This window comes from Gemella taiwanensis (genome assembly GCF_054054385.1).
The window spans coordinates 1-23535 of sequence record NZ_JBSMTL010000016.1; the positions used below are offsets into that span (position 1 = coordinate 1).

The 23535-nt window shown below is 32.6% G+C and carries 20 protein-coding genes and 1 rRNA gene; 13 read left to right on the top strand and 8 right to left on the bottom strand.

The window, feature by feature from the left end:
* Window positions 1-3: 3 nt before the first annotated feature.
* A 5S ribosomal RNA gene (gene rrf, locus ACWOA3_RS08370) occupies window positions 4-118 on the top strand.
* A 135-nt stretch (window positions 119-253) separates the two neighbouring features.
* On the opposite strand, the gene ACWOA3_RS08375 is transcribed toward rrf, so the two are convergent.
* From ACWOA3_RS08375 to nagA, 3 genes are all read right to left on the bottom strand, one after another.
* Entirely contained in the window at window positions 254-1288 is a 1035-nt protein-coding gene (locus tag ACWOA3_RS08375; RefSeq protein WP_456885284.1) for a cyclically-permuted mutarotase family protein, read from the bottom strand.
* A 118-nt stretch (window positions 1289-1406) separates the two neighbouring features.
* The gene (nagB, locus tag ACWOA3_RS08380) at window positions 1407-2126 is read right to left on the bottom strand and encodes a glucosamine-6-phosphate deaminase (protein ID WP_456885286.1); all 720 of its coding nucleotides are present in this window, start codon (window positions 2124-2126) and stop codon (window positions 1407-1409) included.
* Between the two features lie 18 nt (window positions 2127-2144).
* Window positions 2145-3293 carry an N-acetylglucosamine-6-phosphate deacetylase gene (gene nagA, locus ACWOA3_RS08385; protein WP_456885288.1) on the bottom strand — a complete coding sequence of 383 codons (1149 nt, stop codon included), beginning with the start codon at window positions 3291-3293 and terminating at the stop codon, window positions 2145-2147.
* A 375-nt stretch (window positions 3294-3668) separates the two neighbouring features.
* On the opposite strand from nagA, the gene ACWOA3_RS08390 reads away from it, so the two are divergent.
* Window positions 3669-5609, top strand: a complete 1941-nt coding sequence (locus tag ACWOA3_RS08390; RefSeq protein WP_456885290.1) for a KUP/HAK/KT family potassium transporter — start codon at window positions 3669-3671, stop codon at window positions 5607-5609.
* Window positions 5610-5715: 106 nt separating this feature from the next.
* On the opposite strand, the gene ACWOA3_RS08395 is transcribed toward ACWOA3_RS08390, so the two are convergent.
* Window positions 5716-6894 (bottom strand): NADH-dependent flavin oxidoreductase, encoded by a 1179-nt coding sequence (locus ACWOA3_RS08395; RefSeq protein ID WP_456885292.1) that lies wholly within the window; start codon window positions 6892-6894, stop codon window positions 5716-5718.
* A 376-nt stretch (window positions 6895-7270) separates the two neighbouring features.
* Here ACWOA3_RS08395 and ACWOA3_RS08400 point away from each other — a divergent pair, with 376 nt between their 5' ends.
* The 10 genes from ACWOA3_RS08400 (at window position 7271) to ACWOA3_RS08445 (ending at window position 16377) form a co-directional block, all read left to right on the top strand.
* Complete coding sequence (locus ACWOA3_RS08400; RefSeq protein ID WP_456885294.1) at window positions 7271-8263, top strand: MsnO8 family LLM class oxidoreductase; 993 nt, start codon at window positions 7271-7273, stop codon at window positions 8261-8263.
* Window positions 8263-9141 carry an SIR2 family NAD-dependent protein deacylase gene (locus ACWOA3_RS08405; protein ID WP_456885296.1) on the top strand — a complete coding sequence of 293 codons (879 nt, stop codon included), beginning with the start codon at window positions 8263-8265 and terminating at the stop codon, window positions 9139-9141. Before ACWOA3_RS08400 ends, ACWOA3_RS08405 begins: the two co-directional genes overlap by 1 nt.
* Window positions 9142-9475: 334 nt before the next feature.
* Window positions 9476-10498 carry a lipoate--protein ligase gene (locus ACWOA3_RS08410; protein WP_456885298.1) on the top strand — a complete coding sequence of 341 codons (1023 nt, stop codon included), beginning with the start codon at window positions 9476-9478 and terminating at the stop codon, window positions 10496-10498.
* Between the two features lie 32 nt (window positions 10499-10530).
* The gene (locus tag ACWOA3_RS08415) at window positions 10531-11703 is read left to right on the top strand and encodes an NADH-dependent flavin oxidoreductase (RefSeq protein ID WP_456885300.1); all 1173 of its coding nucleotides are present in this window, start codon (window positions 10531-10533) and stop codon (window positions 11701-11703) included.
* Window positions 11704-11843: 140 nt separating this feature from the next.
* Complete coding sequence (locus ACWOA3_RS08420) at window positions 11844-12866, top strand: lipoate--protein ligase (RefSeq protein ID WP_456885302.1); 1023 nt, start codon at window positions 11844-11846, stop codon at window positions 12864-12866.
* Between the two features lie 629 nt (window positions 12867-13495).
* Entirely contained in the window at window positions 13496-13831 is a 336-nt protein-coding gene (locus ACWOA3_RS08425) for a glycine cleavage system protein H (protein ID WP_316452285.1), read from the top strand.
* Between the two features lie 302 nt (window positions 13832-14133).
* Window positions 14134-14853 (top strand): YebC/PmpR family DNA-binding transcriptional regulator, encoded by a 720-nt coding sequence (locus ACWOA3_RS08430; protein ID WP_003144482.1) that lies wholly within the window; start codon window positions 14134-14136, stop codon window positions 14851-14853.
* Between the two features lie 7 nt (window positions 14854-14860).
* A complete protein-coding gene (locus ACWOA3_RS08435; protein ID WP_456885304.1) occupies window positions 14861-15454 on the top strand; it encodes an RDD family protein in 594 nt (197 codons plus the stop codon).
* A gap of 172 nt (window positions 15455-15626) precedes the next feature.
* The gene (locus ACWOA3_RS08440) at window positions 15627-16112 is read left to right on the top strand and encodes a DeoR/GlpR family DNA-binding transcription regulator (protein ID WP_456885306.1); all 486 of its coding nucleotides are present in this window, start codon (window positions 15627-15629) and stop codon (window positions 16110-16112) included.
* Between the two features lie 4 nt (window positions 16113-16116).
* Window positions 16117-16377: a hypothetical protein gene (locus ACWOA3_RS08445; protein ID WP_456885317.1), complete on the top strand. Its 261-nt coding sequence runs from the start codon at window positions 16117-16119 to the stop codon at window positions 16375-16377.
* A gap of 158 nt (window positions 16378-16535) precedes the next feature.
* Here ACWOA3_RS08445 and ACWOA3_RS08450 read toward each other — a convergent pair whose 3' ends face one another.
* The 4 genes from ACWOA3_RS08450 to ACWOA3_RS08465 all read right to left on the bottom strand — a co-directional run bounded on the left by ACWOA3_RS08450 (window position 16536) and on the right by ACWOA3_RS08465 (window position 21040).
* A complete protein-coding gene (locus ACWOA3_RS08450) occupies window positions 16536-19982 on the bottom strand; it encodes a G5 domain-containing protein (RefSeq protein ID WP_456885308.1) in 3447 nt (1148 codons plus the stop codon).
* A 253-nt stretch (window positions 19983-20235) separates the two neighbouring features.
* Entirely contained in the window at window positions 20236-20409 is a 174-nt protein-coding gene (locus ACWOA3_RS08455) for a hypothetical protein (protein WP_456885310.1), read from the bottom strand.
* A gap of 20 nt (window positions 20410-20429) precedes the next feature.
* On the bottom strand, window positions 20430-20741 hold the full coding sequence (locus ACWOA3_RS08460) for a hypothetical protein (RefSeq protein WP_456885312.1): 312 nt from the start codon (window positions 20739-20741) through the stop codon (window positions 20430-20432).
* A 20-nt stretch (window positions 20742-20761) separates the two neighbouring features.
* Window positions 20762-21040 carry a hypothetical protein gene (locus tag ACWOA3_RS08465; protein ID WP_456885314.1) on the bottom strand — a complete coding sequence of 93 codons (279 nt, stop codon included), beginning with the start codon at window positions 21038-21040 and terminating at the stop codon, window positions 20762-20764.
* Window positions 21041-21627: 587 nt separating this feature from the next.
* Here ACWOA3_RS08465 and ACWOA3_RS08470 point away from each other — a divergent pair.
* Window positions 21628-23535, top strand: a 1908-nt coding sequence (locus ACWOA3_RS08470) for a Spy0128 family protein (RefSeq protein ID WP_456885316.1), incomplete at its 3' end; no start/stop codon positions are given.

Consider the following 23535-nt stretch of genomic DNA (forward strand, 5'->3'; position numbering starts at 1 on the left):
TCGTCTGGTGGCGATAGCGAAGAGGACACACCTGTACCCATACCGAACACAGAAGTTAAGCTCTTTAGCGTCGAATGTAGTTGGGCTTACGCCCTGTGAGACTAGAACGTTGCCAGGCAACAGTGAGAGCCTTCCTTTTGGAAGGTTCTTTTTTTATTTGATTTTTATTAATATGAATAAAATAGTATATAAATTTAATTGATAAAAAGAAGAACTACCTAACATGTGTTTGTTAAGTAGTTCTTTTATTTTATTATTTTTTTGTTCTATGGATATATGGTTTTCGTTCAGCTGGTTTAATCTCACCCATGATTGAGTAAATATTGTTATCAGTGGCTAGCAATGCATGTCCACAAGGTGCTTCGAAAGGAATTTCTCCTAATTGATACCAGCGATTTTCTTTCAAGTTATATACTAATTCTTTTTTATTCCACTTATAATCACTTACAGGACGTCTGAAGTATGCATCGCGATATTTTGCGTGATCTTCACCTTGTAATGTTGTTAAGTTAAATACTGCATCTTTCCATACATCTTTATTGAAACCACCGATTACTAGTAGTTCATCTTCGTTTAATGGAGCCCAATCAGCACCTAGTAGAGATACTTCCTCATTATCAATTTCTACATCAGCAAGTTGAGTCCATTCTTTTGTTTCTAAGTTAAGTTTAAAGCCATCGTTATAAGTTTCACCAGCACCGCCACCGTATACATAAAGTTCATTATTGTATACGTAGCTTACAGCTTGATTACGTAATTTCCCAGGAAATTCTGAAATTACTTCAAATTTCTTAGTTGCTAAATCATATGCATAAAGTTCATTATTATTTGATCCGTTAATAGATCCAATACCAAAGTATAGTTTATTATTGTGAACTTTTGCGATAACATTTTCTACAGTAAGTGGAAGAGTGTCGACTACTTCAACTTTTAATTTGTTATCAACAACAGTGAATGCTAAAATTTCTGATGATGTTTCAGTTTTATTCGCGATGTAGTATAAAGTGTCGTTATGTACTGCACTTGGTCCATATGCTAAAGGATAGTCGAATTGAATTTGATCTAATAGTGTTACTCCTTCAGACGTTTCTTCATATAGATATACATCTTTATGATTTACTTTGACTCCTCCATCTACAGGTAGTCCACCTGGGAAGTTAGCCCCACCACCGAAGATTAGTTTATTACCTAATACTCCTTTAACTAATCCTGCTGTACCTATATTATTTTCATAGCCTTTTTGAGCCGCTACAGTAGCTATATTTGTCCAATTTAATTGTGTACACATATTTTGTACCTCCCTATTTTAAATTTTAAGATCAAACGCTTACATCGATGTGTTTATTTTAGTGGGAGGGTTCGACTAGAGATGATAGTTTAGTAGACAGCCACTCCCACTTTATTAATTATTTAAAGTCTGCTTCTTTATCTACTAGTACATAAACACTAGGGTGATTTTTTAGAACAGTACAAGGAATATTTTCAGTTATTTCCTCACCTTCTATTAAACTTTTTATCGCTTGTTGTTTTGCTTTTCCAAACGCTAATAAGATAATATGTTTTGCGCGCATAATATCTTTAATTCCCATTGTTACAGCTTGTTTTGGTACTAGGTTAATATCGTTATTAAAGAATCTAGAGTTTGCTTCGATTGTTTCTTGTTTTAAATCAACAACGTGTACTCCAGCTTCAAATGATGTTCCTGGTTCATTAAAACCAATGTGTCCATTAGATCCAACACCAAGGATTTGGACATCGATTTGTGTGTTATTTAGCTCTTCTTGATATGATTTAAGAGCTTTTTCTAAGTCTTCAGCACTAGCATCAGGAACGTGTGTATTTTCTTTATTTATATCAAGATGATCGAATAAATTAGTATCCATGAATTTATGATAACTTTCAGGGTGATCATAGCTAATTCCAACATACTCATCTAAGTTATAAGATTTAATATTTTTATAGCTAAAGTTTCCAGCTTTATAATCAGCGATCATCTCTTCGTATAAATCTGTTGGAGTTGATCCAGTCGCAAGTCCTAATGTTGAATTTTCATCTATTAAACTTTTAATAATTTTATATGCTTCTTGTGAAGCTTCTTTTTTAGAATTAAAAACTAAATATTTCATATTGTTACTCCTTATTTATTAATCTTCTTTTTTATAAACTTCTTTACCACGCGCGAATGTTGTTAGTACTTCGTATTCAGGACTAATAACAACAACGTCAGCATCGTAACCTACTTTAAGTTTACCTTTACGATCGGCAAAACCTAACATTTCAGCAGGGTTTTTTGTACAAGAGTTAATTGCTGCATCAACTGGTACTAAAGCATCTTCTATTAAGACGCGTAGACCATCGATAACTCTAAGTGTAGAACCTGCAAGACGACCATCGTCACGGTGAGCACTACCATCTTCATATATTTCCATATTTTCTCCACCGAAGATGTAAGAGCCACGGCCACAACCTTTTGCACAAAGAGAGTCAGTAATCATAATTCCATGATCACGCCCTTTTGCTGTGAAATATGTGTTAAGAGCATCTGTAGTAGAGTGGATACCGTCACAAATAATTTCTCCATATGCATCACGTGCACGTAGAGCAAATCCTACTTGACCACCATCGCGGTGATGGAAACCAACCATACCGTTATAAACGTGAGTCTGAGATGACGCACCATTGGCGAATGCAAGATAACTTTCTTTATAATTACAAGCTGAGTGACCTAAACTTACACGAATACCTTGGCTTACTAAATATTTAGTAAGCTTATAATCAACATCTTTTTCACAAGCGATAGTAATAAGTTTAATTAAGTTTTTACTAGCTGCTTGGAATTTTTTAAATTGTTCAACACTTGGTGTTTGAATACAACTTAACGGTTGAGCACCACGTTTTTCTACATCAAGATAAGGTCCTTCGAAGTGAATACCTAAGATTTCAGCTCCTTCATATCCTTCTTCGTATACTTTAGCAACATTAGCGACAGCTTTTAGAAGAACTTCTTCAGTTTGTGTAATTGTAGTAGGTAAGAATGATGTTACACCTTCAGAAACGACATTTTTTGTCCAATTACGAAGTCCCTCTTCATTAACATCATTAGTATCATAACCGTAAGCACCATGTGTATGAACATCTATAAATCCAGGTAAAACACGGTTAGTTCCAAAATCATAATCTACTTTATCGAATGCATCATAGTCATAAACGGCAGTTATTTTTTTATCTTCTATTTCTAAAATAAGAGGAAGAAATTGTCCGCTCGACCAAACTTTTTTACTTTTTATTAACATAATAGCACCCCTTTATTCATAAAAATCTATCCTTTAAATTTAATGTGTTAAATTTCGTTAACTTAATTTTAACACTTTTTAAATAGGTTTGTAAAGTGTTAAAGTAAAAGTTTTCAAAATTAATTTAAAGGTGTTTTTGATATTTTTTATAGAATGATGAGTGTGTGTCGTTTAAATTAAATAATTTAAGGTGTTATATTGAAGTGAAAGAAGAAAAAGGTATTGTATACATGATTTATGCATTATATTAAAATAAATTATATAAGATACTTACTATTGACTTTCTTCACAAGAGGAATATAATAATATGTGAGAATTATATTACTGATTTTATAGAAGTGATATAATTTCAATTATTTATAAGAGGGTATAAAAATGGATAAATCAAGATTGACTTTTCTTGGTGTAATAATAACTATTGGAATAATATTTGGAGACATAGGGACCTCGGTACTTTATGTAATGAAATCATTCGTCCGTAGTAGTGATGCTATGATGAGTGAAAATCTCGTATTAGGATTCGTTAGTTTAATATTTTGGGTAATGACCTTACAGACGACGACTAAATATGTATTAATCGCATTAAAGGCGGATAACCATGGTGAAGGTGGAGTATTCTCATTATTTGCTTTAATAAAAAATAAAACTAAACGAGGAGTTGTTCTCTTAGCGATGATAGGCGGAGCAACACTTCTTGCGGACGGAATAATAACACCAGCAATTACAGTGACATCAGCTGTTGAGGGATTACATGATATAATCCCAGCTATAAACACAAATGATGTGATAATTTTAGTATTAATAATTTTTATCTTTATCTTTTCATTTCAAAGATTTGGAACGAAAAAGATAGGATCGCTATTTGGTCCTATAATGAGTTTATGGTTTTTATCTCTATTTTTCTGGGGAATAAAATCAATAGGTACTAGACTAGAAATATTAAAAGCTATTAATCCAAAATATGCACTTAATTTATTAATTACATACCCAGGAGTATTCGTCTTATTAGGGGCGGTGTTTTTATGTGTATCAGGTGCAGAGGATTTATATGTGGACTTAGGTCACTGTGGACGAAAAAATGTTAGAATGGCTTGGTTTGCGGTTAAAGTATGTTTACTTGCGAATTATTTCGGTCAAGCAGCGTATTTATTATCGACAAATTACAGTTCAGAAAAAAATCCATTCTTTGCGATAGTTCCAGAGAGTTTTGTAGTATTTCAAGTAATACTAGCAACATTAGCTGCGATAATAGCGAGTCAAAGTTTAATAACAGGATCTTTCACATTAATCTCAGAGGCGATAAAATTAAACCTATTCCCAAAATTAATAATAAAATATCCGACAGAATTAAAAGGACAGGTTTATGTATCTGCGGTTAATATAATACTATTTATCTGCAGTAGCTGTGTCGTAATATTCTTTAGAACAAGTAGTAATATGGAAGCAGCGTACGGTTTAAGTATTAGTATAACAATGTTTGTAACTACGCTATTATTAAGTATTTACTTGTACAAAGTTAAAGCTAAAAAAATATTTGCTGTAATCTTCTTAATGTTTTTTGGAATAGAAGAATTATTCTTCTTATATGCGAATAGTTTAAAATTTGTAAATGGTGGATACATTACGGTATTCATAGCGTTACTAATATTTATAATTATGTTTATCTGGTATAGAGGAACAGAGATAAAAGAGAGAGAAAGTCAATATTTAACTGTGAAAAATTATACAAAACAATTACTTCAGTTAAGTATGGATAAAAGTGTACCGAAATATGCAACAAACTTAGTATACTTAACAGGTGCGAAAAGAGAAGAAGATGTGGATTATGCAGTATTGTACTCTATATTAAACAAACAACCGAAAAGGGCGAATGTCTACTTTTTCGTACATATTAACGTTATAGATAAACCATATAAAAGAGAGTATAAAGTTACTAAATTTAGCGACAAAAAAATACTTAAAATCACTTTTAACTTAGGATTTAGAGAACACCAAAGAGTAAATATGTTTATGCATCAAGTAATAGATGATTTGTTGATGAATAAAGAATTAGAGCTACAACCTACTAAGTACAACTTAAGAGGTAAAGCTGAGACGGTCGGAGACTTTAGATTCGTACTGATTGAAGAGGTACTAGGTAATAGTAACGGCTTATCATCATTCGATAACTTCATTATGGGAGTAAGATTAAAACTGAAAAAAATAACGGTAACCCCGGAAAAATGGTTTGGATTAGATACTAGTGTTATAACGAAAGAAGCGGTACCGTTAAATGTAGTGCAGACTAAGGTGAAAAGATTAACAAGAATTCAATAATAAAAAACAGACTTAGAGTAAGTAAATGTAAAAAAAGAATTACATTACTTATGAAAAGTCTGGTTTTTTGTTTTACTTTTGGGTTAGCCTCGAAAAAGGAATATTGTTAATAATTTTCTTCTAATTTCCTAAACTCGTCTCTAGTATGTAGGGGTAAACTTTTACCATAGTCCATCATAAGGACGATGTCTTTAAATGCCGCTTTTGGAATAGCTAAGCGCTCTATATCTTCAACACCAACATCCAGATTTATATCTTCTATATGATTTGCTTTTAGTTTTTCAACGAAATCTGGTTCTGCAACAAATGGAGAAGATAAACCAATCATATCAGCATGTAAAATTGCAGCTTCACATTTTTCCACAGTGTTGATTCCACCTGAAGCGATTAATGGTATTCTTCCATTTAAGTGTTCATAGACTATTTCGTTAATAAGTCTTCCTTGATGTGGACCTTCTGCTCGTACTGTATTTAGATAAATATTTTGTCCCCAGCTTGCGATTGCCATGTATGACAGTGGTACTCTTTCTAATAACCAGTCGGTAAGCTGATTAAATTCTTCTACAGTATAACCAACTTCTTCACCGCGAGTTTCTTCAGGTGTTGCACGATAACCGAAGATAAAGTCTGCTGGAGCTTCTTTTTTAATTACTTCATATACTTCTTCAAAAACTTCAAGGATGAAACGTGAGCGATTTTCTAGTGTATCTACTCCGTATTCATCGTGGCGTTCATTTGAGAAGGTAGAAAAGAATGTTTGTAGTAAAAGACGTTGAGCACTAGATATCTCAATACCATCGAAACCAGCTGCGATTGCACGACTTGATGCACGCTTATAGTCTTCTTTTATTTTTTGTATATCTTCTATAGAAAGAGGATAAACGATGTGTTCTACAGGCGAGTTTAATTCCATATAACTTGGACCGACGGCGCGTTTGTTAGTAGTAACGTAGTGATTAGCGAAACGACCAGCATGAGTAAGTTGCAAGATAGCTTTTGCTCCACCAGACTGCATAGCCTTCGCCATTTCAGTTAAACCTGGAATACATGCATCATCATGTACACTAAAACCATATTCAAAAAGTTGTCCTTCTAGATTTATATAAGCAGCGCCGGTAATTTGTAAGGGGGCTGTATTTTTTCGTCTTTTAGCGTAAAGAAGATCGTCTTCTGTAATGAAGCCTTCTGCGGTAGATGAGTTTGTAGTCATCGGAGAAAGAACAAAACGATTCTCAAGTTCTATTCCATTAGCCAGTTTAACAGGTGTTAATAATTTTGATTCCATAAAAAATACCTCTTTAAGTAATGTAAATAACATACAACTATACCAAAAAATATACAACAAGAAAAAATAATATAGAAAATAAACTGCTGATATTATCTAAAATTATGTAAATTAAAGGTAGATTCAGTAGATTAAGTTACCATAATTTTTTTATAAAAAATTTAAAGTAGTGGTGCTAGGTATGTGTACTTTTTCTGAAAATATGATATAATAAGTTCGTAATTTCAGAAAAGGTTTTCTTATAATTTATTATATCAGATTATTAAGTATATAAAAAGGTAAAAATAAATTGAAGAGTGTGAAATAAAATACTAAAAAGAAGAAAATAGATATTTGAAGTTATATAAAATAAGATAAAATATAAGAGGATAATACTATGAAACTTAGTATTTTAGATTATGCTATTGTAGATGAAGGGAAAACTGCATTAGAAGCTATAGGTGAAAGTACGCAGCTGGCTCGTTTAGCAGAAAAGTTGGGTTATAGTCGTTTTTGGATGGCTGAACATCATCAGGTACCAGCACTTGCGAGCAGTAGCCCAGAACTACTTATGTTGCACCTTTTACAAAATACAGAAAAAATACAAATAGGTACAGGTGGAATAATGATTCCTCACTATTCACCATATAAAATCAGTGAATGGATAAAACTCCTTAGTGCTTTGTATCCAAATAGGGTGAATCTAGGGATAGGTAATAATCCTGGAACTAAAGTAGTTCAAAAACTGATGAATACGATGCCTATAACACGAGATGAATACAATGAAAGTTGTAAAGAATTGCTGGAGCTTCTAACAGGAACTGAAACATTGGTGCAACCACCAGAAGCGAAGGTTGGTCCAATGTGGCTACTATCAACTAGTGAGAAAAGTGCGAATCTAGCTGCAGAGCTAGGGCAAAACTATGTTTATGGTCTATTCTTTAATCAAGCTGTAGATTATATAGAAACAGCAAAAAGATGTTTACAAACTTATCGTACAAAGATGATTGATCAACAAAAAACACCACAAGATGTTGTTGCGGTATTTATAGCGATTGGAGAAGATGAACAAGAGGCGAAAGACTTGGTACGTTGTTTAGATGTATGGCTTCTTGGTAAGAAAGAATTTACAGAATTCGACAGATTTCCTAGTATAGAAACAGCAAAAGAGTATGAAATTGCTGAAATTGATAAAGAAAAAGTAGAAAAAAATAGAACACGTTTAGTTTGGGGTACGAAGGATGTTGTAGTAGAAAAACTTAGAGATTTAGCTACAGAATTAGAGTTGGAAGAACTTATGTGTATACCTTTAGTACCAACTATAGAAAGAAGAAAAAATATTATAGAGATTTTAGCAAAAGAGCTAATGGAAAAAGAGGAGAAAAATTAATGACTTGGAAGGTGATAGAGTTAGAAGAAAACAATGCCGAAAAATTAGCACAGTTAATAGAAGAAGCTGAGGCGATAGTCATAGGAATAGGAGCTGGAATGTCAGCTGCCGATGGATTTACTTATATTGGAGAAAGATTCACGAGTAACTTTAAAGATTTTGTAGAAAAATATAAATTTTTAGATATGTTACAGGCGAGCCTATTTGATTTCCCTAGTTCACAAGAATATTGGGCTTTTCAAAGTCGTTTTGTCTTATTAAATTACTTTGATCAACCTGTTGGGGCAAGTTACACTGCCTTAAAAAATATTCTAAAGGATAAAAACTATCACATTATTACGACTAATGCGGATAATGCGTTCGATGTTGCGGGGTATGATATGGATAAAGTTTTCCACATTCAAGGGAAGTACGGGCTTATGCAGTGCAGTAAACACTGTCATGCGAAGACATATCAAGATGAAGCATTAATGCGTAGACTTGCTGTGGAACAAGAAAATATGGAAGTTGACTATAGGTCTATTCCATTATGTCCAGAATGTGGAGCACCACTTGAGGTTAATAAGCGTAATGCTGAAAAGGGAATGGTAGAGGATCCAATCTTTTTTGAACATCTAGATAAGTATAATGAATTTTTAGAAAAAAATCGTGATAAGAAAACATTATTTATCGAAATAGGAGTAGGATTTACGACGCCTCAGTTTATAAAATATCCATTTTATAGAGAACTTGATAAAAATCCACAGGCGTTGATGATTACTATGAATCAGAAGAAATACCAATTCCCTGAAAGAATAGCTTCTAGGGTATTGTGGTTTAATCAAAATAGTAAAGATTTAACGTTAGAAGTGGAAGAGTTGTTGGAAAAAAGGAAGTGACTAAAAAATCGTGATTTCAAGAAACAAGATTTTGTCGAGTCACCTCCATACAGTTTATTACATATCTAAAAAGCTTTTCTAAAGCGATTTTAGATATCAATAAACCACTGCGTCTATGAGTTTCCATATACACTTTGTTAAAATTTAGGTATTTTGGGTCAGCCCCGTAATAAATTTTCGGGTAGTGCGCATCAAGTGTATAACATAGGCTGTGAAGAAAATTCACTATGAGATTTTGTGATATTGCGGACCAAATTATATGAAAACTACAATAAAATATATTATTAGCTAAAAAATACATTAATAAAAATTAAAAAATAAAGGAGAATAAATTATGTATTTAATAGAACCAATTAGAAACGGAAAATATTTACCAGATGGAGCGCTAGTAATGGCGATGCAAGTTTACGTGCTTAACAACATCGATATCGATGAGACTGTAATCTTCCCATATTACTGCGAACCAAAAGTAGAAATCGGATTATTCCAAAATGCTGAAACTGAAGTAAACCATGACTACATGAAAGAAAAAGATATTATCCTAGTTCGTCGTGATACAGGTGGTGGTGGTGTGTACGTTGATAACGGTGCTGTTAACGTATGTTTCTTAATGCCTGGGGATACAGATGTATATGGAAACTACAAAAAATTCTACCAACCAGCAGTAGACGTACTTCACAGCTTAGGAGCTACAGAAGTTGAACAAAGAGGACGTAACGACTTAACTGCTCGTGGTAAAAAAGTAAGTGGAGCTGCGATGACATTAGTACGTGGTAAAATTTACGGAGGATATTCATTACTTCTTGATGTAAACTACGAAGCGATGGTTAATGCCTTAACTCCAAACCGTAAAAAAATTGAATCAAAAGGTATTGAATCAGTAAGAGCGCGTGTAATGGGTATGCGTGAATTATTAAAACCTGAATATCAAAATGTAACAATCGATGAGTTCAAAAACTTAATCATCTGTGGATTAATGGGAATCGAAGATATTAAAGATGCGAAAAGATATGAACTTACTGATGAAGACTGGGCTGCAATTGAAAAATTAGCGGATGAAAAATATCGTAACTGGGATTGGAACTATGGGAAATCACCACGTTATAATTACAACCGTGATGCTCACCTTGCAATCGGAACTGTTGATTTCAGCTTAGAGGTTGAAGAAGGACGTATTACAAAAGCAAAAATCTACGGAGATTTCTTCGGAAAAGGAAATGTAGCTGATGTAGAAGAGAAATTAATCGGAGTAAGAGTTAAAGAAGAAGATTTACTAGAAGCGTTAGGAAGCATTGATTTAACTCACTACTTCGGAAATGTAGAAGCGAAAGAATTAGTAGACTTAATCTTAAGTTAGTTTTACAAACTATGTAAAAGAGGTGTGAGTTTGTGGAAAAATTATTAACTCCCATAAAACTAGCAAACGGTGTTCAGTTAGAAAATAGGTTCGTGCTGTCGCCGATGACGACTAATTCTTCTACAAAAGATGGAATTATCACAAAAGAAGACTTGGATTATGCATTAAGACGTGCTAAGTCAGCACCACTACAGGTAACGGGTGCGGCTTATGTCGATGTTGATGGGCAGTTGTTCGAGTTTGGCTTCGGTGCACATGATGATAGTTGCATACCAGGACTTACTAAAATGGCAGATGCTATGCAAGATGCAGGAGCAAAGGCTATTTTGCAACTGACTTATTCAGGAGCAGGTGCTAATTACTACGGGGTACACCATAAGGTTTATGGACCGAGTAAGTTGAAGTTGCATCTTCCGTTTGAACATGAGGTAGAAGAGTTGTCTCATGAAATGATCAATGTGATTAAACAAAAATACAAAGATGCGACGAGAAGAGCGATACGCGCAGGCTTTGCAGGGATAGAAATATCAACCGCACAAAAGCTAATGCTACAGACCTTTTTCTCAACGGTATCGAATAAACGCCATGATGAATATGGTGTAGATTCATTGAAAAATAGAGCTAGGTTCATTCTTGAAGTGTTTGAAGCAGTGTATGAAGTTATAAAAGATGAAGCACCTGAGGATTTTATTCTAGGATATAGAGCAACCCCAGAAGAAACACGTGGTGCGATAATAGGTTATACTGTGGAAGAATTTAACCAACTTACAGATTGGATACTAGAAAGAGTGCCGTTGTCTTACATTGCGATAGCGAGTTGGGGGCAAAATATTTATCAAAATAAAGTTCGTGCTGAAGGACCTAACGAAGGTCGTTTGATAAATGAAGTAGTTCATGAACATCTTGCAGGGCGTGTTCCTTTGATGGCGACTGGTGGAATTAATAGTATAGAAAAAAGCCGCGAAGCTATTATGCACGCTGAGATGGTAGGTTTATCTAGCGTCTTCGTAGCTGAACCGGATTTTGTAGCTAAATTCCAAGAAAATCGTGAAGAAGACATTAATCTGGATGTAGGGGTGGAAGATATCGAAAGATTAGCGATTCCGAAAGCTGCGTTTAAAGACATTGTGCTTATGATGGACTACGGTAAGAGTCTGCCGCAACATACGAGAGATGAATTTAGGAAATTAGAAGAAAATTACTAAGAAGATTGCCGCGATGTAGGGGTGAAGTAGTAATTAAAGAATAAAAGACTATTAAGATGAAGCGGCTACTATTATCTAAGGGTTAACTTGTATAATAGTAGTCGTTTATATTATGATACTTTAGAAAATGAGGAGTGCTTATGTATTTAATAGAGCCGATAAGAAACGGACAATATATTTACGATGGGGCGGTAGCTTTAGCGATACAAGTACATGTTTTGAATAAATTAAACTTAGATGAGGATATAATATTTCCTTATTGTTGTAAACCAAAAGTACAGATTGGTCTTTTCCAAAATGCCGAAAAAGAGATTAATCATGAGTATATGAAATCTCATGGCATAACCCTTGTTAGACGTGATACAGGCGGGGGAACGGTATTTTTAGACGAAGGAGCTGTAAATATCTGCCTTATTATGAGTGGTGATAGTAATGTCTATGGTAATTTTAAAAAGTTCTATGAACCAGCGGTAAATATCCTATGTGATCTAGGTGTGAGTGAGGTTGAACAAACAGGACGAAATGACCTTGTTGTTGATGGAAAGAAAGTAAGTGGAGCTGCGATGACTCTTGTTAATGGAAAAATTTACGGGGGATATACGCTACTTCTAGATGTTGATTATGATGCGATGGTCAATGTACTAAGACCTAATCGTAAGAAAATTGAGTCAAAAGGAATAGATTCGGTAAGAAGTAGAGTTACAGGTCTTAGAGAGCATTTAGATGAGGAATATAGAAACTTATCTGTAGTAGATTTTAAAGATTTATACCTATGCCGCCTGTTCAACTGCGAGAAACTAGAAGATATAAAACGTTATGAATTGACAGAAGACGATTGGCGAGAGATTGACGAGTTGCTCGTTAAGAAATATCAAAACTGGGACTGGAACTACGGGAAATCACCACGTTATAATTACAATAGAGATGCACGTCTTGGGATTGGGACTGTTGAATTCAATTTGGAAGTAGAAGAGGGACGAATTATAAAAGCTAAAATTTACGGAGACTTTTTTGGAAAAGGTAATGTCGGTGATGTCGAGGAGAGATTAATCGGGGTAAGGGTAAAAGAAGAAGACTTACTAGAAGTATTAGAAAGTATTGACTTAGGTCATTATTTCGGAAAAGTAGAAGCACAAGAATTAGTTGAGTTGATATTGAGTTAAGAAATAATAGCTAATTAAAAAGGTCAAGTGAGGATTAGCTTAGGTAATTTTTTGACATTAGAAGAATTATAATATTATAAAATATAGATAAGTGAATAGGATGAGTATATTCACATATAAACACGAAAAGCAACTGAATTGCCCTTCAGGTGATTTTTTATATGTATTAGCGTACTTGTTTTAGTAGGATAATAAATATTCATACGTAAAGTGAACTGCATATGTCGTGCCTAAATAAGACTACTTGTTCTTGGGAGTGACTCAAAAATCGAGATTTCGAAGAAATAAATCGATTTTGTCGAGTCACCCCCACACAGTTTATTAGATTTCAAATGAGCTTGTGTAAAGCGATTTTTGAAATTAATAAACCACTGCGTCTAACTATGAAATTAAATACTTTGTAAAAGTCTGTACTTGGTGCAAGTAGCCTAGTACTATCAGTTTTGAAAGTAAAGGATAGTATTAATTAGTTTTTATTAAACTAATTGAAAGTTAATATCACTTTTATTATTATTTTAGTTGATTTTTAATCTTGTAAAATGTATAATATATCCTTGAGTAAAAATCGGTGACGAAATAAGGTCATTGATACTTAGAAAAAATTATAAAATATAGAAAGAGGTTGTAAAATGAAAAAATTAGCAAAAGCTTTATGGATTGAAAAAAGCGAAGGTGTATACATTATTGGACCAACTGCAGAATTACAAGATGATGTTGGTACTGTAGGATTCGTAGAATTCTCAAAAAAAGAAAAATTAGAAAAAGATGATGTTATCTTACGTTTAGAAGCATCAAAAACTGTATTAGACATCAACACTCCATTAGCAGGGGACGTTGTAGAATACAACAAAAAAGCTGAAGAAGAGCCAACAGTTTTAAACTCAGCTGATCCAAAAGAATCTTGGATTGTTAAATTAACAAACGTTGATGAAGCTGAATTCAACAAATTTGTAGAATACAAATAATAACTTTGGTTATACAATAGATTCGAAGTATGAGGATTTCCTTATACTTCGAATTTTTTGTTTCGGCAAGGCTGAGCCCCAATATAACCTTTTGAAATAGCTATTAGATAGTACGTATTAGAAATTATATTTTAGAAAATGAGTTAATAAGAAGATAGGTGAAAAAGCTTAGTCAATGCTTGAAAAAATGGCTTAAATATAGTAATATAGAATGGTATGTAATAACTTTCTGGCTACATTGTGGCGAGGAAGTTTTACTAAAATGGAAAATATTTATAAAAAGAAAGAGAGATTAAAAGACTATGGGTCGTAAATGGAATAATATTAAAGAAAAAAAAGCGGCAAAAGACGCTAACACTAGTAAGATTTATGCTAAGTTTGGACGTGAAATTTACCAAGCAGCAAAAACTGGAGAACCAGATCCAGAAAGTAACAGAAATCTAAAAGTAGTTTTAGAAAGAGCGAAAACTTACCGTGTTCCTAAAAACATTATTGACCGTGCTATTGAAAAAGCAAAAGGTGGAAGTGAAGAAAACTATGATGAATTACGTTATGAAGGTTTCGGTGTAAGTGGAACAATGGTTATCATCGATACACTTACAAACAACGTTAACCGTACAGCTGCTGAAGTACGTACAGCATTAGGTAAAAACGGAGGTAACTTAGGTGTTACTGGTTCTGTAAACTATATGTTCGACAACACTGCTGTTATTGGTGTTGAAGGTAAGAGTGCAGATGAATTATTAGAAATTCTTATGGAAGCTGATATCGATGCTCGTGATATTATCGAAGAAGATGAGTTAACATTAGTATATGGTGAGCCAGAAAACTTCCACGAAATCCAAGAAGCTCTTAAAGCAGCTGGAATCGAAGAATTTGAAGTTGCCGAAATTTCAATGATTCCTCAAAACGAAGTAACATTAAGCGAAGAAGATAAAGCTAAATTCGAAAGAATGTTAGAAATGCTTGACGATTGTGAAGATGTTCAACAAGTATACCACAACGTTGACTTAGAAGCCTAGGTGAACTATGGTTAAGAAAATAAAAAAAAATAGCTCATACAGCTATAATGATAGAAATATAAAACCAACATTAAGTGATGCTTCAGCGCCGGTTGAAACACCATTATTAGATGTTTATGGAGAAGAAGCTTCACCTGTGAAACGTCTAATTGCTTATTTAATCGACTTAGCAATCTACTTGCCAATAGCGATTATTTTCCAATATTCTACTGTGAACTTACGTGCACAAGGTGGAGCGGAAAATGAAAGAAATGCATTATATATGACACTTTCAATAGTTATTTTCGCAGTTCTGTTATATGGATACCTTCCACATAAATGGCAAGGACAAACTATTGGGAAAAAACTTCTTAAAGTACGAATAGTTCCTACAGATAACAAGAAAATTGAATTTTCTAGATATTTAATTAGAGAATTTTTAATTAAAGTTACTATCGGATGGGGTGCAGTACCAGTTTCTGCAATATTCTGGTTATATGAGAAATATGTGCTTAAACGTAAAAATCCAATAATGTTATACGATAAACTTCTAAATATGCGAGTTGTTGCAGCAACAGAACAACCAAAAGTGGTTAAAGAAAAAGAAGATAAAGAAAAATAATGAATAAGAACTAGTTGTTTGAGGGTTGCTATAGTCTAAAAGCAGCTAGTTTTTTGTTTTTATGTTAGATTTAACGTTCGTTTTGATAGTTATTTTATGTTTTCTGTTTTATATTTTCGAAAAAAGTGTTAAAATATAAATGTTAAATTTATTATTTTAGAGTGGAGAAAAAATGTTAAAAATAGACAGACATAGTTATATCTTAAATGAATTGAAAAATAAACATTTGGTACGCGTTAGCAATCTTGCTCATGACATGAATGTTACAGAGATGACGATTCGCCGTGATTTGCAAGAATTAGAAGATTATGGGCATCTTACTAGAATACACGGTGGAGCGAAGTTAAAACCGAAAAACTTCTATCAAGAGGATAATTATAATAAGAAAATTTCTGTAAATGTTGAAGAGAAAAAACAAATTGCTAGAAAAGTATCAGAGCTTATAAAAGATAATGAGACTATTTTTATAGGACCAGGAAGTACTACGAGTTATTTAGCAGAGTATCTTCAAGATAGAGATATCAATATTGTGACGAATTCATTAACAGTATTCGAACAGTTTAAAGACAATCCATCTTGCGATCTTATTTTTATCGGAGGAAGATATCGTCAAAAAAACAAAAGGATTTATCGGGTACTTCACGCAAGATGCACTTAGTAAAATTAGTGTAAATAAGGCGTTTGTTGGGGTAAATGGAATAGATTTAGAGAAGGTTACTATCTCTGATGAAGAAGAAGGACGTTGTAATGAAACGATTCTTAATAATGCGACTGAACGTTATGTTCTTGCGGACCATAGCAAATTTTCAACACATGCATTTTACACATTTTTCCAACTAAAAGACCTTACAGCAATTATCAGTGATGATGTCCTTGATGAAAATATAAAAGAGCAGTATAAAAAAGAAGTGGAGATATTATAATTAATATTTTTAAATAAAGTATTTTCTAAATAAAAACTTTTATAAAAAGACAATTCCAAAAAGGATGTACCGACCTCCCCAAAGTTAGATTTTTAAGTCTAACTTTGGGGAGGTCGGTATTTTTATATATTTTATTATTAATTAAAGAAATAAGTAAGTTATTTTCTTTCTTTCTTTTTACGACTAAACATCTTAAGAACTGCTCCTACAAATAACATTAAAATACCTATGATAGAGATAGAATTATTGACTTTTTCTCCTGTATTATACAATACTTTAGCATTTTTACGTGGAGGAAGGTTAGTATCAATATTCTGTTTTATTATATCACCATCTATTTTATTAGTATTTGAAAAAGGTTGTTTTACACCAATTCTTATTATTTGTTCAACAGGTTCTGTTATTATAATAGAAGAGATAATTTTGCTAGAAATAATATTTCCTTGAGTATTTAGAGTATCTTCGTAAACAACCATACGAGAACCAGGTTTTCCAGAAGTAGCAACAAGTTGAATTCCTACAGCTAAATCGTTGTCGTTTATTGTACGAATAGTGAATGGAATAGATTCTTCAACTGTGCGTTTTACAGTAATGATAACAGGTTTTGTTGTGATGTTATCAGAAACTAACTCTCTTGAAATAAGTTCATTTGTATTATTATCTCGGATTTCTCGGTAAACAACTGTACGAATTCCTTTTGCTCCAGGGTTTTTAATAATAGAATTACCTGTTGGAATACTATTATCGTTTATATATTCTGTTTCAAAGTCTATATCAAAATATTCAAAATTACCAATAGACTTAGAAGTACGTGTACCAACATGAATAACACGATTCTGAGGTTGTGTTGAAATAGTTTCATTAGTATATCTATATTCTGTATTATTCTTTAAACCAATTGGCAGGTTTTCATAACGATAAATCATTTCTGTTGATTTAGTTTCTTTTTTAGTATCGGTGTAGTTATACGTTTTAGTAGCAGTCATAATTTCATTATTCGTTGTTAAATAATCTGCACGAATCAAACCAGGAACTCGATCATTATCTGTTGCTTCTCGAATATTAGCAGTACTATAGAAAAATCTTAGACCATAGTTAAGAATATCAGTATCACTGCTTTTTTCATAAACAGAATTATATATAGATGTGGTATAATTATCTACAATTTTTTTTCCTTCTCTACCTGGAGTTTTTTCAAAACTTGTACCCGCAGCTATTGTATTATCATTGATATAAACAGTGTCATAAGGAACAACTTCTTCCTTACTATCAAGTAAAATAGGAGAGGCAGTAGAAAAACGACTAATTCCCATATTAAATTGACTTCTATTCTTTTCTTTACTTGGAGTTACACGTTCAGTAGAAGATGTATAGATAGAATTTCCAAGTGGATCTGTTTTTGTATCTGTAACAGAAGCAGTAATTTCCGAGTCTGATGTAAAAGTATTATTGTTTGTATAGCGAACTAGGTGACTAGTTTCTAGAACACGAAGGGGTAAATCAATATTATTAGCATAGCTAATGCCAGAAATTTTAATATCGTTACCAAGAAAAACTAATGGCTGCGTTCTGCTCAATGTATTGGGAAGATTACTTGGAGTACGACTTGTATTAGCATTAAAACCAAGCCCAGGTTGAATTAATGTACCATTATTTCCATTTAAACTAATTAAAGGAGAAAGAGGGGCAATATTTTTAGCTAATGTTTGAGTTACTTCACCAAAATCAAGATTATTATCTTTAAAAAGAATGGCTTCTGAATTAGTTGTAATAGAAATAACCGGCATATTTTTTTGTTTTCCTATGATACCAGGTCTAGTACTCATAAAAGTTTTTTTAATTTTAATATCATTGTTTTCAAAAGTGACAGAACTACGGAATTTATCTTGAGCGGCACGAAGCTTTTGATCAGTAACATTAGGGTTAATAGTAGACTCAGCTATAGTAATAGCTGATAAGTCTTTATTTGGATCACCATATAATTCATCTAATTCAACTTTATTTCCACTAATATTGATAGAACCAGAACCATAACCCAAACCATTTGCAAATTTATTTGTTTCAGATAAAGTAGAAGTACCTTTAATATTATCATTAGAGGAGTTAATCATTTTAAGAATATCATTCGCTGAATGACCGGTAATTCGATTGTTTTTGATGTTAAGAACATAATTTAAATAAGGTTCTTGCATACGAACTAAAATAGCATTAGTATTGTAGTCTTGATTTGTAGCAGTTCGACCAGAAGAATCTAAATTCTGAATACGATTATTACTAATTTCAAAATATCCTACAGATCCTATTTCACTCAAATCCTGAGATTTTTCATTAGTTTGTAAGTGAATAGCCTCATATTGTAGGTAGTCATGCCCATGAGAAAATTTCCCATCTACTTTTAAATCATCTTTAGCTAGACGGTTAATCTTATCCTGTGTAATAATGTTATTTCTAATAATAACATTTTCCATTTTAAAATTACGATTATAGACAGAAATACCTAGCAAACGATCTCCATATGAAACATTATTTTCAATTAAGATACGATCTCCATCATGAATATCTAAACCTTTACGGTAGTTATATGTACTTGTATTATTTCTAAAGACTATGCCATTATTATATGAACCAGCTTCAGAGGCAAAGCCATATCCGGTACTTCCGTTTAGTTTATGTCCATTTTCAGAAGTTGTAGTTCCTTCTATAAGTATATTAGTTTGGTAAGAAAATTGGACACCAGCAACGCGGTTATTATGAGTATTGCTGTTCAAAACTTTATTATTTTCACCTAAATTCAAGTTATCAAAAGTATAACCAGGAGCTTTATTTGATATTAAATTACTGATAGATCGTGGACGCCCCCATCCTGGAAGTAAGATATTTGAAACACTATTATGAGAAGAACCAAAACGTAATCCAGCTTTATTTGCTCCGCTTGATTCTACACTATCAATTGTAACATTATCAGAATCATTTACCAGAATACCATCAACTTTACCATAGTAAGGCATTCCTTTCACATAAAAACCATCATGAGTTTCGCCAAAGGCTTCTTTTAAATTTTGGATAGAAACAGATAAATTTTTAATGACAAAACCATTTTGATTTTCAACAAGAAGAACGGCGTGATCACGATTATCTGTATCATTTTCATTGCTATCCCATGGTTTACCAAGTTGGACCAAATTGTTTTTTAGAACAGTTGTTCCTGGCCCATCACCAAAGATACCTGTAACATTAGAATGTTCAGAACCAACCTTAATTTGATTAAATAGACCATCTTCTCTTTTTCTATAGATAGGTAAAGCTATACCAGTTAGGGTTTCGTTGTTAGAGCTAACATAGCGAGTAAGCCCATCCGCATCTACAGTAAGATTTTTATATTCTTCTTTTGTGACATGTGCTAAGTTTTGGACACCATCAATTTTTCCACCGCGTATAGGCATGGGTACACCTGAACCATATGTTAAAATTTCATAATGATCGATTTCTCCTCTATCGCGAGCAATATTAACAATTCCAGAAAGCTTAACAGCAACTCCGGTGTATCTAGTACCACTAGGATCAGCCATTATAATTTCGTTTGCTGCTTTTAAAGCTTTATTCAAAGCCTCAGTATCATCAAGATTTTCAGCGGGATTTAATCCAAAATTAGTCGCATCAATATAATACCATTTGTTTTTTTCATCATAGTGAATTTCGTAATCTACTCCTTCAACAGTAGGTTTAAAAGCAACTGTACGAATATTCTCTGTAATTGCGTTTTTTATTTTTTCAGATTGAGTTTCTTTTGAAATGTTAGGAATAGCTTTTTCCTTAATCGCCTCTTCATCAGCTTTTAATTCAGGTTTTAGAGTTGGTTCAGTAGGATGCTATCGAAGTATCTTTATTTTTTTCTGGAGTATTAGAAGAAAGGAAACCAATTCGACGAAAACGAATTTGACCTCTTTCTTTAATTGTTTCTTTACACTTGTTAGAACCACTAGAAGTAGTAAATTTATTATCAGGTAATAACTCTGTATTCGCACTAGACAATGAAGGTGCAGAAGATGACTCTACTGCAGAGGAGCTAGGATCTTCTTTTTTATAGAATTATTTTGGTTTTCTTTTAAATTTTTTGAAGTAGTTTTTGTCTCAATAACATCTTTATTAGTTTTCAACTCTGGTTTAAGCACTGTTTCATTAGTTGAAGTTGCTACAATATTATCATTGTCTTTTTTTGGAGTGTTAGAATGAGAGTTGATTTCATGGGAGCTAGATTGAGTTTTTTCTTCAATAGTTTCCTTGGTTTCACCAGAATTACCAGGAGCAGTAATGGTTTTATTATCTTTATTATCATGCAATAACTCTGTATTTGCACTAGACAATGAAGGTGCAGAAGATGACTCTACTGCAGAGGAACTAGGACCTTCTTTTTTATAGAATTATTTTGGTTTTCTTTTAAAATTTTTGAAGTAGCTTTTGTCTCAACAATATCTTTATTAGTTTTTAACTCTGGCCTAAGCACTGTTTCATTAGTTGAAGTTGCTACAACTCTATCATCGTCTTTTTTCGGAGTGTTAGAATGAGAGTTGATTTTATCAGAACTAGATTGAGTTTTTTCTTCAATAGTTTCTTTAGTTTCAACAAAATCACCAGAATTAGAAAGAACATTATTATGTACCAAGTCTATATTTTTACTTATTAATGTTGGAATAGCAATAGTTGAACTTGGTTTTAAATTATCATTTATAACTTCGTTAGCAGATGCATTATTAACTAGTGAAGTAGAAGCAACAACACCTATAGAAATAGAAGCCTAATGCATTTTTGCTTTTTTTAATTTCTTCATAAATTTAAATCACTTTCTTTAATTTTTTAGTTTCTTAAATTTCAGCTATATATTATTATATTTGTTATACATAATGTAACTAGAAACAGATGAAATAATTTTAGTAAATAAACTAACTGTAGTCAAAATATTAAATTGATGAAAGATAATAATATAATCAATAAATTAAATTGGTAACTAAAAAAATTCACTATTGAAAAATAATAGTAATTTAATTAATTTCTCTTGACAAAAAAAGAGAGTGATGCTAAAATTTTATTGATTATTCATAGTTTAGTAATTTTTACTCATATTTTAGTAATTTTGGAGAGTACTAATTGTTGGATATCATGAAAATCATGCTGATTTTCTCTATAATTTTATCAAAGAGAGAATCGAGAACTTTGAAAATTTAATAAATATATAGAAAAGAGGGCAATTGTATGCAAAAAAGCAAAATAATATTGAAATTATTTTCAAAAATTTCAGCAGCAGTGATATTACTTTTATCATCTGTATCTATTTCTCTAGGTACAGTAAAAGCCAATGATACAACACCAAAAGAATTAACACAAGTTATAAACGGAGTTGAGCTTCTTGATGCTTCTGATACAAAGCAAAAAGCCACAGAAACAGGAGAATATCTAATTCGAACAGGACAGGCGTATAAACTTCGTGTAACATTTGATCTTAAAAAGTATAATGAAAATTTAAATAACGGTGATTATTTCACCTTTGATATTCCAGCACCAATGACGGTTTATAATGATAAACAACAATTAATTGATCCAACTACAAAGGTTAATATCGGAGAAGCGGTTGTTACAGCAAATGGGTCAGACAAAGGTGGGAAAATAACGGTTACTTTGAAAAACTTGGATAAATATTTAGAAAAAACTGGTGGGGATAAAGTAAAAGATGTTTTAGGTAATTTTTCAGGTTCTTTTCGATTTATTAAAGACCAGACTAGTACACTAATTTCTTTTAATTCAAATGCAATGAAGCAAGAGATTAGACATATCTATACTTCCAAAACAATATCGGGACCAAAAGTTGGTGTTGAAAACTATGCAAAAATAGGTGGACAAGCAGAACGTAAAGAGTGGAGTTCTCCAAAATTAGCGGCGATTGGCTCAGTTAGTAAAGGGGATGCAGTTTCTAATTGGAGAGTACGTGTTAATACTGAAAAACAAGACTTTGGACAAAATATTGTGCTTCACGATAGTATTCCTAATGATGATGTGGCATATACTCCAGCTCAATACATCCCAGAATCTTTAAAGATCTATAAGGCAGATATCACAGGTGGAACATCTGGTGTTCCAGACGTTGCTGAACTTATGGTTGAAGGAAAAGACTATACAGTTTCTTGGAATGAAAATTATACTTCTTTTGATATAACTATTAAAGATGGAACAACTTCTTACTTTGTTACATATAGCACTACTACACCGAATGATGGCACAAAAGTAGCGAATGTGGTAGCTCTATCTCAAGCAGATGGGAAAAAACTTTCACAAAATACTAGTCGTCCAAATGCGTTTAGCATGAAAGCAGAGGCTACTTCATTAATTTCTGGTACAATTGTAGCTTCTACAGCTTATCAAATTAAAATTAATAAAACAGATGCTTTCACACTAGCTCCTGTTTCAGGCGCTGTTTATACTGTTACTGCTGTAGATGATCCAACAGAGACTACAGAGGTAACAACTAACGAAAAAGGTTTTGCATTAACTAAAACTTATGATCAGAAATGGAAAGGTAAAACTTTCAAGATAAAAGAAAAAACAGCTCCAGCTGGATATAAATTGGACGAACAAGAATATACTCTTAAATTAGGAGCGGCAGGTTCTACAATAAACCTTAAAGATAACCCAATTCCAGTACCTGTTAATATAACAGCTAAAAAAGTTGTTTCTGGACGTGAAGGAGAGCTACCTAAAGCAGATGAATTCACATTCAATCTATACTCAGCAAATAATTTAACTATACCTATCGCAACAGCTAAAACAAAAGCTGATGGATCTATTACATTTGAAAATATAGAAGTGAAAGGTGCAGGAGTTTACAATTATGTTATCAAAGAAGATACTACTAATGCAGTTCCAGGAGTGACCTTTGATGAAACAGCTAAAGAGGTTACAGTAAAAGCTGAATTCCAAGGTACTACTCTGAAGGCTTCTGTGACTTCACCTGAACCAACTTTTACAAATACATATAAAGTAGCTGAAACAAAAGCAACTATTACAGCTAAAAAAGTATTGAATGGTAAAACTCTTGAAGCAGACAAATATGAGTTTGAGCTAAAAGAAGGAACTAAAGTAGTAGGAACAGCTAAAAACAAAGCAGAT